Origin of the sequence: Saccharopolyspora griseoalba, assembly GCF_042665275.1 — a bacterium.
Classification (GTDB): Bacteria; Actinomycetota; Actinomycetes; order Mycobacteriales; family Pseudonocardiaceae; genus Saccharopolyspora; species Saccharopolyspora griseoalba.
In genome coordinates this window covers 13,275-28,326 of sequence record NZ_JBHTCJ010000004.1, presented here as the reverse complement: position 1 = coordinate 28,326, position 15,052 = coordinate 13,275, and the positions used below count along the sequence as shown (strand labels likewise).

Annotated in this window: 15 protein-coding genes; 8 read left to right on the top strand and 7 right to left on the bottom strand. The window is 70.5% G+C overall.

All coding sequences use genetic code 11. The features are described from left to right. Nucleotides 1-4: 4 nt before the first annotated feature. Nucleotides 5-1,618 carry a carboxyl transferase domain-containing protein gene (locus tag ACFQRI_RS08895; protein ID WP_380666513.1) on the bottom strand — a complete coding sequence of 538 codons (1,614 nt, stop codon included), beginning with the start codon at nt 1,616-1,618 and terminating at the stop codon, nt 5-7. 86 nt (nt 1,619-1,704) lie between these two features. On the opposite strand from ACFQRI_RS08895, the gene ACFQRI_RS08890 reads away from it, so the two are divergent. Continuing rightward, a complete protein-coding gene (locus ACFQRI_RS08890; protein WP_380666511.1) occupies nt 1,705-2,274 on the top strand; it encodes an SACE_7040 family transcriptional regulator in 570 nt (189 codons plus the stop codon). Between the two features lie 102 nt (nt 2,275-2,376). After that, nucleotides 2,377-4,074 carry an aa3-type cytochrome oxidase subunit I gene (ctaD, locus tag ACFQRI_RS08885; RefSeq protein WP_380666509.1) on the top strand — a complete coding sequence of 566 codons (1,698 nt, stop codon included), beginning with the start codon at nt 2,377-2,379 and terminating at the stop codon, nt 4,072-4,074. Nucleotides 4,075-4,172: 98 nt separating this feature from the next. Here the strand turns inward: ctaD and ACFQRI_RS08880 are convergent, their stop codons facing one another. Then, a complete protein-coding gene (locus tag ACFQRI_RS08880; RefSeq protein ID WP_380666507.1) occupies nt 4,173-5,594 on the bottom strand; it encodes an arylsulfotransferase family protein in 1,422 nt (473 codons plus the stop codon). 383 nt (nt 5,595-5,977) lie between these two features. On the opposite strand from ACFQRI_RS08880, the gene ACFQRI_RS08875 reads away from it, so the two are divergent. Together ACFQRI_RS08875 and ACFQRI_RS08870 are read left to right on the top strand one after the other, a co-directional pair. After that, a complete protein-coding gene (locus tag ACFQRI_RS08875; protein WP_380666505.1) occupies nt 5,978-7,189 on the top strand; it encodes an MFS transporter in 1,212 nt (403 codons plus the stop codon). A gap of 148 nt (nt 7,190-7,337) precedes the next feature. Further along, the gene (locus tag ACFQRI_RS08870; RefSeq protein ID WP_380666503.1) at nt 7,338-8,168 is read left to right on the top strand and encodes an aldo/keto reductase; all 831 of its coding nucleotides are present in this window, start codon (nt 7,338-7,340) and stop codon (nt 8,166-8,168) included. A gap of 61 nt (nt 8,169-8,229) precedes the next feature. Here ACFQRI_RS08870 and ACFQRI_RS08865 read toward each other — a convergent pair whose 3' ends face one another. Further along, nucleotides 8,230-9,384, bottom strand: coding sequence for an FAD-dependent monooxygenase (locus ACFQRI_RS08865; protein WP_380666501.1), 1,155 nt, complete (start codon nt 9,382-9,384; stop codon nt 8,230-8,232). 191 nt (nt 9,385-9,575) lie between these two features. Between ACFQRI_RS08865 and ACFQRI_RS08860 the strand changes: the two genes are divergently transcribed. Further along, nucleotides 9,576-10,697, top strand: coding sequence for a 5-methyltetrahydropteroyltriglutamate--homocysteine S-methyltransferase (locus ACFQRI_RS08860; protein WP_380666499.1), 1,122 nt, complete (start codon nt 9,576-9,578; stop codon nt 10,695-10,697). Between the two features lie 59 nt (nt 10,698-10,756). On the opposite strand, the gene ACFQRI_RS08855 is transcribed toward ACFQRI_RS08860, so the two are convergent. Continuing rightward, the gene (locus tag ACFQRI_RS08855) at nt 10,757-10,957 is read right to left on the bottom strand and encodes a hypothetical protein (RefSeq protein WP_380666497.1); all 201 of its coding nucleotides are present in this window, start codon (nt 10,955-10,957) and stop codon (nt 10,757-10,759) included. 122 nt (nt 10,958-11,079) lie between these two features. Between ACFQRI_RS08855 and ACFQRI_RS08850 the strand changes: the two genes are divergently transcribed. Beyond that, complete coding sequence (locus tag ACFQRI_RS08850; protein WP_380666495.1) at nt 11,080-11,727, top strand: YigZ family protein; 648 nt, start codon at nt 11,080-11,082, stop codon at nt 11,725-11,727. Here the strand turns inward: ACFQRI_RS08850 and ACFQRI_RS08845 are convergent. Beyond that, entirely contained in the window at nt 11,679-12,299 is a 621-nt protein-coding gene (locus tag ACFQRI_RS08845) for a TetR/AcrR family transcriptional regulator (protein ID WP_380666494.1), read from the bottom strand. The genes ACFQRI_RS08850 and ACFQRI_RS08845 overlap by 49 nt on opposite strands. A gap of 101 nt (nt 12,300-12,400) precedes the next feature. Between ACFQRI_RS08845 and ACFQRI_RS08840 the strand changes: the two genes are divergently transcribed. Next, nucleotides 12,401-13,531 carry a DUF418 domain-containing protein gene (locus ACFQRI_RS08840; protein WP_380666492.1) on the top strand — a complete coding sequence of 377 codons (1,131 nt, stop codon included), beginning with the start codon at nt 12,401-12,403 and terminating at the stop codon, nt 13,529-13,531. Here the strand turns inward: ACFQRI_RS08840 and ACFQRI_RS08835 are convergent. Both ACFQRI_RS08835 and ACFQRI_RS08830 read right to left on the bottom strand, forming a co-directional pair. After that, nucleotides 13,431-14,003, bottom strand: a complete 573-nt coding sequence (locus ACFQRI_RS08835) for a phosphatase PAP2 family protein (RefSeq protein WP_380666490.1) — start codon at nt 14,001-14,003, stop codon at nt 13,431-13,433. The genes ACFQRI_RS08840 and ACFQRI_RS08835 overlap by 101 nt on opposite strands. 78 nt (nt 14,004-14,081) lie before the next feature. After that, complete coding sequence (locus tag ACFQRI_RS08830; protein ID WP_380666488.1) at nt 14,082-14,393, bottom strand: hypothetical protein; 312 nt, start codon at nt 14,391-14,393, stop codon at nt 14,082-14,084. Between the two features lie 141 nt (nt 14,394-14,534). Here ACFQRI_RS08830 and ACFQRI_RS08825 point away from each other — a divergent pair, with 141 nt between their 5' ends. Continuing rightward, nucleotides 14,535-15,017, top strand: coding sequence for a GNAT family N-acetyltransferase (locus ACFQRI_RS08825; protein WP_380666486.1), 483 nt, complete (start codon nt 14,535-14,537; stop codon nt 15,015-15,017). Nucleotides 15,018-15,052: the final 35 nt, after the last annotated feature.

Here is a 15,052-nt window from a genome sequence, read left to right as displayed (position 1 = left end):
TCCCTCACATCCGGAAGACGCCGTAGGAGACCGGTTCCAGCGGTGCGTTGCCCGCCGCCGAGATGGCCAGGCCCAGCACGCCGCGGGTCTGCAGCGGGTCGATCACGCCGTCGTCCCAGAGCCGCGCGGTCGCGTAGTACGGGTGCCCCTGGGTCTCGTACTGCTCGCGGATCGGCTCCTTGAAGGCCTCCTCCTCGGCCTCCGGCCACTGCTCGCCGCGAGCCTCGACCTGATCGCGGCGGACCGTGGCCAGCACCGAGGCGGCCTGCTCGCCGCCCATCACCGAGATCCGCGCGTTGGGCCACATCCACAGGAACCGGGGCGAGTACGCCCGGCCGCACATCGAGTAGTTGCCCGCGCCGAAGGACCCGCCGATGACCACCGTGAACTTGGGTACCCGCGCGCAGGCGACGGCGGTGACCATCTTCGCGCCGTGCTTGGCGATCCCGCCCGCCTCGTACTCCTTGCCGACCATGAACCCGGAGATGTTCTGCAGGAACACCAGCGGGATGGAGCGCTTGTCGCACAGCTCGACGAAGTGGGCGCCCTTGAGCGCCGACTCGGCGAACAGGATGCCGTTGTTGGCCACGATGCCCACGGGGTTGCCGTGGATCCGGGCGAACCCGGTGACCAGCGTCTGGCCGTACTCCTGCTTGAACTCGGCGAACCGGCTGCCGTCGACGATCCGCGCGATCACCTCGCGCACGTCGTAGGGGGTGCGCGAGTCGGTGGGCACCGCGCCGTAGAGCCCGGCCGGGTCCACCGCCGGCTCCTCGCTCGGCGCCACCTCCCACGGCTTGGGCTCGCGCGGGCCCAGGGTGCTCACGATGGAGCGCACCCGGCGCAGCGCGTCGGCGTCGTCGACGGCCAGGTGGTCGGTGACTCCGGAGGTGCGGGAGTGCAGCTCGCCGCCGCCGAGCTCCTCGGCGGTGACCTCGGCACCGGTCGCGGCCTTCACCAGCGGCGGGCCGCCCAGGAAGATGGTGCCCTGCTCGCGCACGATGACCGCTTCGTCGCTCATCGCCGGGACGTAGGCACCGCCGGCGGTGCACGAGCCGAGCACCGCGGCGATCTGCGGGATGCCGCGCGCGGACATGGTGGCCTGGTTGTAGAAGATCCGCCCGAAGTGCTCCCGGTCCGGGAACACCTCGTCCTGCCTGGGCAGGAACGCCCCGCCGGAGTCCACCAGGTACAGGCACGGCAGGTTGTTGTGCAGCGCGACCTCCTGGGCGCGCAGGTGCTTCTTGACCGTCACCGGGTAGTAGGTGCCGCCCTTGACGGTCGCGTCGTTGGCCACCACCACGCACTCGCGCCCGGCGACGCGACCGATGCCGGTGATGATGCCCGCCGACGGGGCCTCGTCGTCGTAGAGGCCGTGCGCTGCCATCGGGGACAGCTCCAGGAACGGCGAGCCGCGGTCCAGCAGCGCGTCGACCCGGTCGCGGGGCAGCAGCTTGCCGCGCTCGACGTGCCGGATCCGCGCCTTCTCCGGTCCGCCGAGGCGGACGCGGTCCAGCTGCGCGTTGAGATCGGCGACGAGCTCGGCGTGCTGCTCGGCGTTGCGCGCGTACTCGGGCGCGGCCGGGTCCACGGCCGTGCGCAGGGTGGGCGCATCCATGAGCACACCTTCCAAGCGGTGTTAGTCAGCGTTAACCTGGTCTCGATGTTAACGAGCACTAACCGCTTCGTCTAGGATTCGTCCCGATGTCAACCGATGGAGCCACCCCGACCCGCCGCGAGCAGATCCTGGCCGCCGCGGCGGAGCGGTTCGCGCGCGCCGGGTTCCACGGCGTCGGCATCGACGACATCGGCAAGGCCGTCGGCGTGTCGGGCCCCGCGCTCTACCGGCACTTCCGCAGCAAGGACGCGATGCTCGCCGAGCTGCTGACCGGCATCAGCGACCGGCTGCTGCGCGGCGGGCGCGAGCGGGTCGGCTCCGCGTCGGACCCCGAGGACGCGCTGCGCGGCCTGGTGCGCTGGCACGTCGACTTCGCGCTGCGCAACCCGTCGCTGATCACGCTGCACATGCGCGACCTGGACAGCCTCACCGAGCACGACCGGCACCGGGTGCGCGAGTCGCAGCGCAGCTACGTCGAGGTGTGGGTCGAGGCGCTGTGCCGCGCGCGCCCGGAGCTCGAACCGGCCACCGCCAGGGCCACCGCGCACGCGGTGTTCGGCCTGATCAACTCCACGCCGTTCAGCGCCCACCTGGACCAGGCGCAGATGGCCGAGCTGCTCGGCCACATGGCGCACGGCGCCATCGCCGCGGCCTGATCGGCCGCGTCACCCCTACGTGGCCCCCGCGGTCGATTGCGGCACCCCTCGCGCGGGTAAAGACTGAGGTGGCACAGCGCAGGGGCGCGTCTGGAGGCGCGAATGGCGACCACCGGGATCAGTCCGACCGCAGTACCCACGCGTGCTCGAACGGGCTGGCGACCGCGCAAGGGCCGGAAGCTGATCCCCTGGCTGCGCACCACCGACCCGAAGGACATCGGGGTGCTCTACCTGATCACCTCGTTCGCGTTCTTCCTGCTCGGCGGGGCGATGGCGCTGCTCATCCGGGGCGAGCTCGCGCAGCCGGGCATGCAGTTCCTCTCCCAGGAGCAGTACAACCAGCTGTTCACCATGCACGGCACGATCATGCTGCTGCTGTTCGCCACCCCGATCGTGTTCGGCTTCGCCAACATCATCCTGCCGCTGCAGATCGGCGCCCCGGACGTGGCGTTCCCCCGGCTGAACGCGCTCTCCTACTGGCTGTTCCTGTTCGGCGGGCTGCTCGTGGTCAGCGGGCTGCTGATGCCCGGCGGAGCGGCGGAGTTCGGGTGGACGGCCTACGCGCCGCTGTCCCGCGGGATGTACAGCGCGGGCCTGGGCGGGGACGTGTGGGCCTCCGGGCTGATCGTCAGCGGCCTGGGCACCATCCTCGGCGCGGTCAACATGATCACCACGCTGATCTGCCTGCGCTGCCCGGGCATGACGATGTGGCGGATGCCGATCTTCTGCTGGAACATCCTGGCCACCAGCCTGCTGGTGCTGATGGCCTTCCCGATCCTGACCGCGGCCCTGTTCGGGCTGCTGGCCGACCGGCACCTCGGCGCGCACGTGTTCGACCCGGCGCACGGCGGCTCGGTCCTCTACCAGCACCTGTTCTGGTTCTTCGGCCATCCCGAGGTCTACATCGTGGCCCTGCCGTTCTTCGGCATCGTCACCGAGATCCTGCCGGTGTTCAGCCGCAAGCCGCTGTTCGGCTACACCGGGCTGGTCTTCGCCACCCTGGTGATCATGGGCCTGTCGGTGGTGGTGTGGGCGCACCACATGTTCGCCACCGGCGCGGTGCTGCTGCCGTTCTTCGCCTTCACCACGTTCCTGATCGCGGTGCCCACCGGGATCAAGTTCTTCAACTGGATCGGCACCATGTGGCGCGGCAAGCTCACCTTCGAGTCGCCGATGCTGTTCTCGGTCGGGTTCCTGGTGACCTTCCTGCTCGGCGGGTTGACCGGGATCCTGCTGGCCGCCCCGCCGCTGGACTTCCACATCACCGACACCTACTTCGTGGTGGCGCACTTCCACTACGTGCTGTTCGGCACGATCGTGTTCGCGGTGTTCGCCGGGGTGTACTACTGGTTCCCGAAGATCACCGGGCGGATGATGGACGAGCGGCTGGCCAAGATGCACTTCTGGCTGACCTTCGTGGGCTTCCACCTGACCTTCCTGGTGCAGCACTGGCTCGGCTCGGAGGGCATGCCGCGGCGCTACGCCGACTACCTGGTCACCGACGGGTTCACCACGCTGAACCTGATCTCCACCATCGGCGCGTTCGTGCTGGGCGCCTCGATGCTGCCGTTCCTGTACAACGTGTTCGTCAGCTACCGCTTCGGCGAGGTCGTCGACGTCGACGACCCGTGGGGCCACGGGAACTCGCTGGAGTGGGCGACCAGCTGCCCGCCGCCGCGGCACAACTTCACCGAGCTGCCGCGCATCCGGTCGATCCGCCCGGCCTTCGAGCTGCACTACCCGCACATGGCCGAGCGGTTGGAGGCCGAAGCGCACGTCGGCCTGCGCCGGAACCGCTAGGCACCGGCGCGGTCCACACCTCCCGGCGAAGCAGCCGGGGACTTTTTCAACGAAGGCCTCCCGGCGACTTACGTTGGAAGAAGTCCTCCGGCCTGGCGCTAGCGCGCGGGTTCGATCACCGGGCTGCGGCCGATGACCCGCCCGTCGGCGTCCAGGGCCTCGACCGCCGCGAAGGGCTCCGGGGAGGGCAGCACGGCCCGGGTCTCGAAGCCCGCGCGCGGCACGTCCTGCACGACCGGCCGCAGCTGGTCCGGGTTCGACCCGGCCAGGACCCGCCAGGAGCGGACCTCCGTGGCGCCGTTCCAGCTCGCGTAGATGGCGCGCACGCCGGTCTCGTCGCGCATCACCGCCGCCGGCGCGTCGGCGGGGGCGCCGGTCCAGTCCAGCTTGTAGGCGCGGTAGGACTCCATGCCGTCGCCGAGCGAGCCGTGCAGCCGCACCGACCCGTCCGGGCCGAACTCGGTGAACTCCGGGACCGATCCCCAGCCGACGAAGTGGTTGCCGCCGGGCAGCACCTGGTGGCTGCCCTGGCTGACGCTGGTGGCCCCGGAGGGCTGGTCGAAGTGCTGCGCCAGGCCGACGGTGCGGGCCTGCTGGTCGACGTCGAGCACCACGCCGCGGGAGGCGGGCCCGGGTTCGCTGGCGGCGTTGTCGAACAGGCTCAGCTGACCGCCGGGCAGCCACCGCGCGTCGTGCTGGCGGGCGAAGCGCGCCTCCGGGTCGACCGCGAAGTCGCTGCGCGTGCCGCCCATCCGCCACAGCACGTCACCGGTGTCGCGGTCGACCTGGTAGAGCGCGTCGGTGTGCCGCGCGGAGATGAGCAGGTCGCCCGCCGCGTCCTCGGTGATCGAGTTGAGGTGGATGTAGTCGTGCGGCGCTGCCGGGTCCTCCGGCGCGGGAACGGTGGACTCCTCCGGCGCGACGTGGTCGAGGCTGCGCCAGTCGAGCAGCACGTCGCCGGTGGCGATGTCGATCTCCTGCACCACGCCTTCCACGACTGGCCGGTCCAGCTGCACCGTGCGGTAGGCGATGATCAGCGCGGTGCCGCGCGGCGTGATCTGCATCTCGTGCAGGTCGGCCTGCAGGCCGTTGCCCGCGCGCACGGTCGCGATCTGGCGGTAGGACCGGTCCAGGATCACGTACTCGCCGGAGCCGTAGCCCGGGTGCGGAGCGCCCTGCCACCAGGTCAGCACGGGTTCGCCGCGGTAGGTCTGGGCCTTGAAGTCCATGGTGAACCGCTGATCGCCGTCGCCGACCGGCTGGAACCAGACGGGCTGACCGGTGTCGTCGACGATCATCGGCCCGCTCTGCGCGTCGGTGCCGTGCGGCGCGACGAAGACGTAGCCGGGTTCGGTGCCCTGCGGCCCCTGGTCGATCGTCACCACCGGCGGGCTCAGGTCCGGCCTGCTGACGAACTCGCTGGGTCGCGGCGGCGCCGCCGCGGCCGGGAGCGCGCCCGCGATCAGCGTCGTCAGGGCGAGCAGCAGGGCGGCCAACACGCGCAGAGCTGGACTTCGCATGGGATTCTCCGTCCACCGAGGTGCTCTCGGATCGAGAACTAAGCGGCTCGTGCGGCGTCGGGCCAGCGAGTTGCGAGAAGTTTCCACCCTTCCCATTTGCCGTTCCGCCCAACCGGACCGCCGCCGAGCTGTGCGCAGCGCACTGGTCAATTCCACAGTGGACCGATCATCCGCGCACCTTATTGGCCCGAACGGGCGATCTGGGCAGTGGCCCGGTTCATAACCGGGCGAGGAATGGGTCGCACCTCTTGTAACGTTGCAATCGCTGGGATCGACATTGACGACGGCGGAGCTGAATCGATTCCGCCGCCCCGCGAGAGACCTCACCGCTCGCCGCACCGCAGCGCGCAGCGACCACCCACTTTCCACAACGGGAGACTTCGTTGCCCATTGCCCTGCTGGCACTGGCCATCGCCGCATTCGGGATCGGAACGACCGAGTTCGTGATGATGGGGCTGCTGCCCGAAGCAGCCTCCGACCTGCACGTGTCCATCCCCGACGCGGGCGGGTACATCTCGCTCTACGCGCTCGGCGTGGTCATCGGCGCCCCGCTGCTGACCATGGCCGGCATGCGCGCGCACCGCAAGACCATGCTGCTGAGCATGCTCGTGCTGTTCACCGTCGGGAACCTGTTCTCGGCGTTCTCCTACAGCCACGAGCTGCTGCTGGCCGCGCGGTTCGTCTCCGGCCTGCCGCACGGCGCGTTCTTCGGCGTCGGCGCGGTCGTGGCCGCCAGCCTGGTCTCCGCGGACAAGCGCGGCCGGGCCATCTCGATGATGTTCCTCGGCCTGACCGTTGCCAACATCGTCGGCGTTCCGGTCGGCACCCAGCTCGGGCACGCGCTCGGCTGGCGCTGGGCCTTCGGCCTGGTCGCGGTGATCGGCGTGCTCGCCCTGGCCGCGGTGGCCGCGCTGGTGCCCAAGCAGCCCAAGCCCACCGAGGCCAGCCTGCGCGGCGAGCTGCGCGCCTTCCGCCACCCGCAGGTGTGGATGGCCTTCGGCGTGGTGGTCTTCGGCTTCGCGGCGATCTTCTCCTTCTACAGCTACATCAAGCCGGTGCTCACCGAGGTCACCCACTACAGCCCCACCGCGGTCACCCCGCTGCTGGCCGTCTTCGGCGTGGGCATGACCGTCGGCACCGCGCTGGGCGGCAGGCTGGCCGACAAGTCGCCGCTGAAGACCCTCTACGCGGGCCTGTCCTCGCTGGCCGTCTCGCTGGTCGTGTTCGCGCTGACCGCGAGCAGCCCGGTGCTGGCCCCGATCATGGTCTTCCTGATCGGCGCGACCGGCTTCACCGCGATCCCCAGCATCCAGGCGCGGATCCTGGACAAGGCCAAGGAGGCTCCCGCGCTGGGCTCGGCGAGCATCCAGTCCACGTTCAACATCGCCAACTCGCTGGGCGCCTACCTGGGCGGCCTGGTGATCGCCGCCGGGTTCGGACTGGTCTCGCCGAGCTGGGTCGGCGCGCTGCTGGCCGTGGTGGGCCTGGGCTTCGCGCTGGCCTCGGGCCGGATGGACCGGGGCCCGCGGGCGGGCAAGCTGGTCGCCTCGCACCAGGCCTCGCGCAACGAGGAGTCGGTGGCCAGCCTCGGCTAGCACCCCGGGCGCCGGGCCAATACCGTTGTCGCGCGGTTGCCTCGGTCACACGGCGGTCTAGGAATGCCGGCGCCGCTGAATCGGTTCCAGCCGGACGTGGGGCCCGTGTGGCCAGACATTTTCCGAAATCGGCGGAGGAAACACCCACATGACACAGGTTCCGAACATCACGCTGAACACCGGCGCGTCGATCCCGCAGCTCGGTTACGGCGTCTTCCAGGTCCCCGCGGACGAGGTCGTCGACCCGGTCCGCAGCGCCCTGGACGCCGGCTACCGGAGCATCGACACGGCGAAGGTGTACGGCAACGAGGAGGGCGTGGGCAAGGCGATCGCCGAATCGGGGATCAGCCGCGAGGACCTGTTCATCACCACCAAGCTGTGGAACGACGACCAGGGCTACGACAGCACCCTCAAGGCCTTCGACGACAGCCTGGCCCGGCTGGGCCTGGACTACGTGGACCTGTACCTGATCCACTGGCCGGTCCCGGGCAAGGACCTCTACGTCGACACCTGGAAGGCCTTCCAGGAGATCCACAAGAGCGGCCGCGCCAAGGCCATCGGCGTCTCGAACTTCCAGATCCACCACCTGCGTCGGCTGTTCGAGGAGACCGACGTGGTGCCCGCGCTGAACCAGATCGAGCTGCACCCGAACCTGCCGCAGGCCGAGCTGCGCGCGTTCCACGCCGAGCACGACATCGCGACCGAGGCGTGGAGCCCGCTGGGCCGCAACAACGGCCTGCTGGACAGCGAGACGATCACCAACCTGTCCGAGAAGTACGGCAAGACGCCGGCTCAGATCGTGCTGCGCTGGCACATCCAGCTGGGCAACGTCACGATCCCGAAGTCGGTGACCCCGTCGCGGATCGAGGACAACATCTCGATCTTCGACTTCGAGCTGGCCGAGGACGACATGGCGGCCATCACCGCCCTGGAGACCGGCGAGCGCGTCGGCCCGCACCCGGACGAGCTGGGCGCCTGAGCACCTGCGACACGTCGAAACCCCCGGTCAGCTGGCCGGGGGTTTCGTCGTTCCGGGACCGTCAGGCCATCGAGATGCCGGGGCGCGGCGGGGTCAGCGCCCGCAGCACGTTGCTGCCCGCCCGCAGGGTGGCGACCTGGCTTCGGGTGGCCAGCCACTTAGGGAACACCGCGAGGCGCTGGATCGGCGTGCGGCGCTGGGCCGAGGTGAACAGCGCGGTGCGGGAGACCTTCAGCGCGCGCGGGCGGCGCTCGCGCTCGTAGGCGCGCAGCAGGTCGGCCGGGGCGCCCTCGACGTCACCGAGGTACTGGGTGAGCAGCCAGGCGTCCTCCATGGTCTGGTTGGCGGCCTGCGCCACCGCGGGCGGCATCGCGTGCACCGCGTCGCCCAGCAGGGTGCTGCGCGCACCGCCCCACACCTGCGGGACCTTGTGCCGGATGTGCGGGAAGAAGCCCAGGTCGTCGTCGGTGACCGAGGCCAGCAGCCGGTCCACCGGATCCGGCCAGCCGCGGAAGTGCTCGCGCAGCTCGGCCACGCCCAGCACCGGGTCGCCCTCCTGCCAGGGCATGTCGAACCACCAGTGCAGCAGGCCGTCGCCGGTCGGGATCAGCCCGCAGTGCGCGTTGCGGCCCGCGATGTTGAGCGTCTGGTGGCCGTAGGCCACGGGCAGCTCGCTGCGGGTCAGGCCCTGCCAGCTGGCCCAGCCGGTGAGCTTGGCGGGGTCGCCGCCCAGCACCTCCTTGCGCACCACCGAGCGCTGGCCGTCGGCGCCGATCAGCAGGTCGCCCGTGGCGACGCCGCCGTCGGCGAAGGTGACCTCGACGTGATCGGGGTGCTCGGCGACCGCCACGCAGCGGCGGTCGAAGTGCAGGCGCTCGGCGGGCAGCGCCGCGGCCATCGCCGAGATCAGCGTGCGCCGGGGGATCTGCACGGTGGGCGAGCCCAGCTTCTCGGTGACCTCGTCGAGGTCGGCCTCCCACAGCAGGCGCCCCGAGTCGGCCAGCGAGCGCAGGCTGCGCAGCGGTCTGCCGAGCTGCTCGATGTCCACGCCGAGCTCGCGCAGCGCGGCGGTGCCGTTGCTCCAGACCGTGATGCCCGCACCCGTGGTGCGCAGCGCCTCGGCGTGCTCGTACACGTGCACGTCATGGCCCTTGCCTAGCAGGCCGTTGGCGATGGCGAGCCCTCCGACTCCGGCCCCGACTACGAGAACCCGCATCGTCTCCATCCGTCATCCCGGCGCTGCTGCCCACGCAATTTTATCCACTCGACCGGATGTACCGAATTGTCGTTGGTCACACGACGTGCATGACCAGCGCGAACCCGGTTTCGCGAACCCCGCGCAAGGCCCTTTCCGAATGTTGAAAAGCGACCTATGCACGCCCGTGCACGCGAACTATGTTGCCTGCCATGAGCCCACGAGTCGCACCACCGTTCCGCGCCGACCACGTCGGCAGCCTGCTCCGCCCGGAGCGCCTCCTGCAGGCCCGGGAGGACCACGCGGCAGGCCGCATCGACGACGCCGAGCTGCATCGTATCGAGGACGAGTCGATCACCTCCGTGGTCAAGGCCCAGGAGGAGATCGGGCTGCAGAGCGCCACCGACGGCGAGTTCCGCCGGTCGTCCTGGCACATGGACTTCCTCTACCAGCTCGACGGCGTCGAGCGGGTCGACGACGCCGACCTGAAGGTCCAGTTCCACAACGCCGAGGGCGACATCGAGTTCGTCACGCCGGACCTGCGGGTCAACGACAAGATCAAGCTCAACGGCACGATCTTCGCCGACGCGTTCACCTACCTGAGCAAGCAGACCACCACCGCCACCCCGAAGCTGACCATCCCCTCGCCGGGGATGCTGCACTACCGGGGCGGGCGCGCGGCCATCGACACCGAGGTCTACCCGGACCTGGCGGAGTTCCGCGCCGACCTGGCCGCGGCCTACCGGGCCGAGGTGCGCGCGCTGGCCGACCTGGGCTGCCACTACCTGCAGCTCGACGACACCAGCCTGGCCTACCTCAACGACCCCAAGCAGCGGGAGATGCTGCGCGACCGGGGGGATGACGCCGAGCACGCGCACCTGCAGACGATCCAGCTGATCAACGAATCGCTCAAGGAGCGGCCGGACACGCTGTCGGTGACCACGCACATGTGCCGCGGCAACTTCCGCTCGTCCTGGGCGGCCGAGGGCGGTTACGACTTCGTGGCCGAGGCCCTGTTCAACGAGCTGCAGGTGGACGGCTTCTTCCTGGAGTTCGACGACGAGCGCTCGGGGACCTTCGCCCCGCTGCGCTACGTGCCCGAGGGCAAGCAGGTGGTGCTCGGGCTGGTGACCACCAAGCGCGGCGAGCTGGAGTCCAAGGACGACCTCAAGCGCAAGATCGACGAGGCCGCCAAGTACGTCGACCTGGACCAGCTCTGCCTGTCGCCGCAGTGCGGGTTCGCCTCCACCAAGGACGGGAACTCGCTGACCTTCGACGACGAGGTGGCCAAGCTGCGGCTGATCGTGGAGACCGCCGCGGAGGTCTGGGGCTGATCATCGTCCGGGTGGTTGTGGCTGCGCGCGGTCACAACCACCCGCGATCGCCAGGACGTCTACGCCGCCTGTTCGAGGAAGCGGCCGGCGACCAGTCCCGGCTCCTCCGCGTCGTCGAAGCGGACCCACAGGCAGGGGCCTTCGAACACCTCGGGCAGGCCGGTGGCCGTTTCCACCACCGTGCCCACCTGATCACGGAACCGGCCGAACGTGGCACGCACCCGCACGCCTGGTTCAAACGGGCTCGATGATTGCTCCATGAGGGTGGACGGTACGTGCCCGGACTTCCGGGAGGGAACTCGCCTTCCCCTTCTATGCAAATCACCACATCGACGTGCGGTTTCCGCTCGATGGGAAGATGCCCGCGGGGAGAGGGGACCGATTGCGCACCATCGAGCGGGACGGCGAGCACGAGATCGAGATCAAGCGCTCCCGGTTCATCTGCGCGCTGGCGCGGGTGACCGACGAGGAGCGGGCTCGCGAGTTCGTCCAGCAGCGCCGCAAGGCCTTCCACGACGCCCGGCACAACTGCTCGGCGTTCGTGCTCGGCGACTCCGGTGAGATCCAGAAGTCCAGCGACGACGGCGAACCCGCGGGGACCGCGGGCGTGCCGATGCTGGAGGTGCTCAAGCGCAACGAGCTGACCAACGTGGCCGCGGTGGTCACCCGGTACTTCGGCGGCGTCAAGCTCGGCGCGGGCGGGCTGGTCCGCGCCTACGGCGGGGCGGTCTCCGAGGCGCTGGAGCAGGTGGGAACCCTGGTGCGCAGGCCGGTGCGGGTGATGTCGGTGGAAGCCGACTACGTGCTGGCGGGCAGCCTGGACAACGAGCTGCGCTCGGCCGGCTACCAGGTCGCCGACACCTCCTACGAGGCCGCGGTGACCTTCCGGGTCAACGTGCCGCTGGACGCGCTCGCCGAGTTCGACGCCTGGCTGGCCGAGACCACCGGCGGCGCCGCCTCCGCGGTCGAGGGCCCGCTGATCTACGCCGAGCTGCCCGATCCCGAATCGCCGAAGAGCCGACCGAGGTAGTGATCGACCGCGGCCACCGCCCGCTCCGGGGACCGGTGGCCCAGCAGCAGCCCGAACGACAACCCGTCCGGGACGGTGACCAGCAGTTCCGCCTCCAGCTGCAGATCGCGGTCGGCGGCCAGCTCGCCGGCCTCCTGGGCGCGGCGCAGCTCGGCGGCCACCCACTGCTCCAGCTGCGGCCAGTCCCGGCGGTAGATCTCGGCCAGCCGGGGCGAGACCGAGGCGCGCACGAAGAAGGACACCGCGGTGAGGAACTCGGTGCGGCTCTCCTCGGACAGCGCCAGCATCTCCAGCATCAGGGTCCGGATGACCTCGCGCGGGCGCGGGACGCGGTCGGCGACGTCGAAGCGCGACCTGATGCGCTGCTCGGCGCGGGAGTTGACGTGCTCCATCGCGTGCTCGAGCATCTCGTCCTTGCTCTTGAAGTAGTGCTGCACCGCGCCCATCGACACGCCGGCCTCGGCGGCGACGTCGCGCAAGCTCACCGCTTCCAGCCCGCCCCTGCTGGCCAGGCGCATCAGCGCCTCGGAGATCTGGTTCCGCCTCGCCTCGTGGTCCACCTTCTTGGGCAACTCTCAACCTTTCCAATGCGGTCGCATTGCAAAGCTGCTCGACCGCTGTTTACCATGCGTCTGCATCGTAACCGAACGTGACGTAGTCCTGGGGGTCACCGATGACGCGGGTGCAGGCACCGCCTTCCCGGATAACCGCCGTCGACGTGGTGCGCGGCGTGGCCATCTTCGGCACGCTCGGCACCAACATCTGGATGTTCACCGATCCGAACGGCCCGGCGGCCCTGCTGCCGGCCGCCGACCCGTCGACCTTCGCGGGCGCGGTGGAAACCGCGCTGCGCACCCTGGCCAACGGCAAGTTCCTGGCGCTGCTGACCCTGCTGTTCGGCGTCGGCCTGGAGCTGCAGTACCGCTCGGCGCTGCGGCGCGGCGCGCGGTGGCCCGGCCGGTACCTGTGGCGCGCCGCGCTGCTGTTCGTCGAGGGGCTGCTGCACTACCTGCTGATCTTCGAGTTCGACGTGCTGATGAGCTACGCGGTCACCTCGGTGCTGGTGGCCCACCTGATCGGCCGCAGCGAGCGGGCGGTGAACCGGTGGATCGGCGCGATGACCGCGCTGCACCTGGCCTTCATCGGCCTGGTCACCGCAGCGCTGCTCGGCCGGAGCGCAGCGCTGCGCACCGAGCCCACCGACCTCTACTCGCACGGCAGCTGGCCGGCGCAGGTCGCCGCGCGGGCCGACCAGTGGCTCGCCTACCGGCTGGAGGCGATCTTCATCGTGCCGATGTCGATCGCGCTGTTCCTGCTCGGGGCGAAGCTGCACCGCGCCGGGGTGTTCGCCGCCGGCGGGCAGCGGCTGCGCAACCGGTTGATGCTCGTGGGCTTCGGCGTCGGAGCGCCGCTGAACCTGCTCACCGCCGTCGCCGGGCCGGGCTGGTTCATGGTCGACCGCTACGTGCTGCCGCCCCTGGTCGCGCTCGGCCTGCTCGGGCTGATCCCGAGCCTGGTGCGCGGCACCGGACCGCTGCACCGCGGCGTCACCTCGGTCGGGCGCACCGCGCTGAGCTGCTACGTGTTCCAGAACCTGGTCGCCGCGACGCTCTGCTACGGCTGGGGGCTGGGGCTCGCGGTGCGGCTGGAGGCATGGCGGCCGTGGTGGACCATCACCGCGTGGGCGCTGATCTGCACAGCGCTCATGCTCCTGTCGACGTGGTGGTTGCGCCACCACCGGCGCGGACCGCTGGAGGCCGCCTGGCACTGGGCTTACCAGCTGCCGCGGCGAGCAGGCCGATGAGGCCGCCGAACAGCAGCCCGATCAGCACGTCGTGCGGGTAGTGCACGCCGATGAACACCCGCAGGAACGCCTCCAGCAGCGCGAGCACGGCCAGCAGCCACACCGCGCGCCGCCAGAACACCGCGATGGCCACCGCGAAACCACCGGCGGTCGCGGCGTGGCCGCTGGGGAACGACCAGTGGCTCACGTCGGCGCAGCGCTCGACGGTCTGCACGAGGTAGGCGCGGCAGGGCCGTTCCGCCTGGAAGAACCCCTTGACCAGGTCGACGGCGAACCACGACGCGACACCGCCGAGCAGCATCGCGGCCAGCGCCCGCGCGCGCCGGTCCGCTCGCCACCAGGCGAGCCCGGCGAGCACGACGAAGGCGACCAGGATCCCCTGCGTCGCAACCAGCGCCGACCACTGCACCCAGTCGGGCGCCATCGCGCCCCACCCGGCGATCACCAGGTACACCCCACCGCTGAACTCCATGCCTCCCCAGAGTACGGAAGTGCGCGGCGAGTCGTCCGGTTCACACGAGAAGTCCCCGATCGCGCGAACGCCCGCTCGCTACCGGCCCCGGAACTCCCGGCGCCCCGAGCGCGCGCCCGCGGAGAGCGACCGCAACTCCGCCCACTGGGCCTCCTGGTGCACCCGCGACGCGAGAGCCCTCTGGGCGAACCCGCGTCCCAGCTGTCGCCCGAGGACAGGATCGCGTCGCCGCTGGCGCATCAGCACCGCGGGGTCGACCCTGCAGCACAACCCGCTGTCCACGATCGCGCGGTACCCCTCGCGCAGCACCTCGGCCAGCGCGAAGACGCACTCCTCCTCGGTGGCGTAGTGCTCGTCGGACGACCAGTAGGCGTTGGCGGACGCCACCACCGCGGTCGCCTCGCGGAGGGCGGAACGGAACACCCGTCCCGGACAAGGGGTTCGGAAACCGCTTTGTCGAGTTCCGCATTGGGGCAAGAGTTCTCGGCAAAAAGGTGGCCGACGAAATCGAACGTCCACTAGCGTCGGACCGTGCTCGAACCCGCATGCCCCGCCGACGTTCGCCCCCTGCACCGCCTGCGCCGCCAGCTCGAGAACTGGCTGCACGGCAGGGGAATCGACCAGTGGCGCCCCGGCGAGGTCCCCGAGCAGGAGATCGCCGAGCAGGTGGCCCGCGGCGACTGGCACGTCCTGCGCCGCGGCGGAACCATCGACGCCGCGCTCCGCCACCTGCGCACCGACCCGCAGATCTGGGGCGAGGACCCCGCCCCGGCCGCCTACGTCCACGGCCTCATGGTCGACCGCGCCGCCGCGGGCCGAGGCCTCGGCGACACCCTGCTGCGCTGGGCGGCCGAGCGCGGCCGGGCCGGAGGCGCCGAGCTCCTGCGCCTGGACTGCGCGGAATCCAACACCGCCCTCCGCGCCTACTACCGCGCCCGCGGCTTCACCGAGGTGGGCCGAAAGGACTTCGAGCACGGCTGGTTCAGCGCGACCCTGCTCGAAAAGCGGCTCTAGCTGGGAAGATCAGCGACCACCTGGACATCAGCACC

What these genes read in the sequence shown, in the direction of transcription:
- ACFQRI_RS08895 (WP_380666513.1), bottom strand. Translation starts at nt 1,618, where the DNA reads ATGGATGCGCCCACCCTGCGCACGGCCGTGGACCCGGCCGCGCCCGAG.
- ACFQRI_RS08890 (WP_380666511.1), top strand. Translation starts at nt 1,705, where the DNA reads ATGTCAACCGATGGAGCCACCCCGACCCGCCGCGAGCAGATCCTGGCC.
- ctaD (WP_380666509.1), top strand. Translation starts at nt 2,377, where the DNA reads ATGGCGACCACCGGGATCAGTCCGACCGCAGTACCCACGCGTGCTCGA.
- ACFQRI_RS08880 (WP_380666507.1), bottom strand. Translation starts at nt 5,594, where the DNA reads ATGCGAAGTCCAGCTCTGCGCGTGTTGGCCGCCCTGCTGCTCGCCCTG.
- ACFQRI_RS08870 (WP_380666503.1), top strand. Translation starts at nt 7,338, where the DNA reads ATGACACAGGTTCCGAACATCACGCTGAACACCGGCGCGTCGATCCCG.
- ACFQRI_RS08865 (WP_380666501.1), bottom strand. Translation starts at nt 9,384, where the DNA reads ATGCGGGTTCTCGTAGTCGGGGCCGGAGTCGGAGGGCTCGCCATCGCC.
- ACFQRI_RS08860 (WP_380666499.1), top strand. Translation starts at nt 9,576, where the DNA reads ATGAGCCCACGAGTCGCACCACCGTTCCGCGCCGACCACGTCGGCAGC.
- ACFQRI_RS08855 (WP_380666497.1), bottom strand. Translation starts at nt 10,957, where the DNA reads ATGGAGCAATCATCGAGCCCGTTTGAACCAGGCGTGCGGGTGCGTGCC.
- ACFQRI_RS08840 (WP_380666492.1), top strand. Translation starts at nt 12,401, where the DNA reads ATGACGCGGGTGCAGGCACCGCCTTCCCGGATAACCGCCGTCGACGTG.
- ACFQRI_RS08835 (WP_380666490.1), bottom strand. Translation starts at nt 14,003, where the DNA reads ATGGAGTTCAGCGGTGGGGTGTACCTGGTGATCGCCGGGTGGGGCGCG.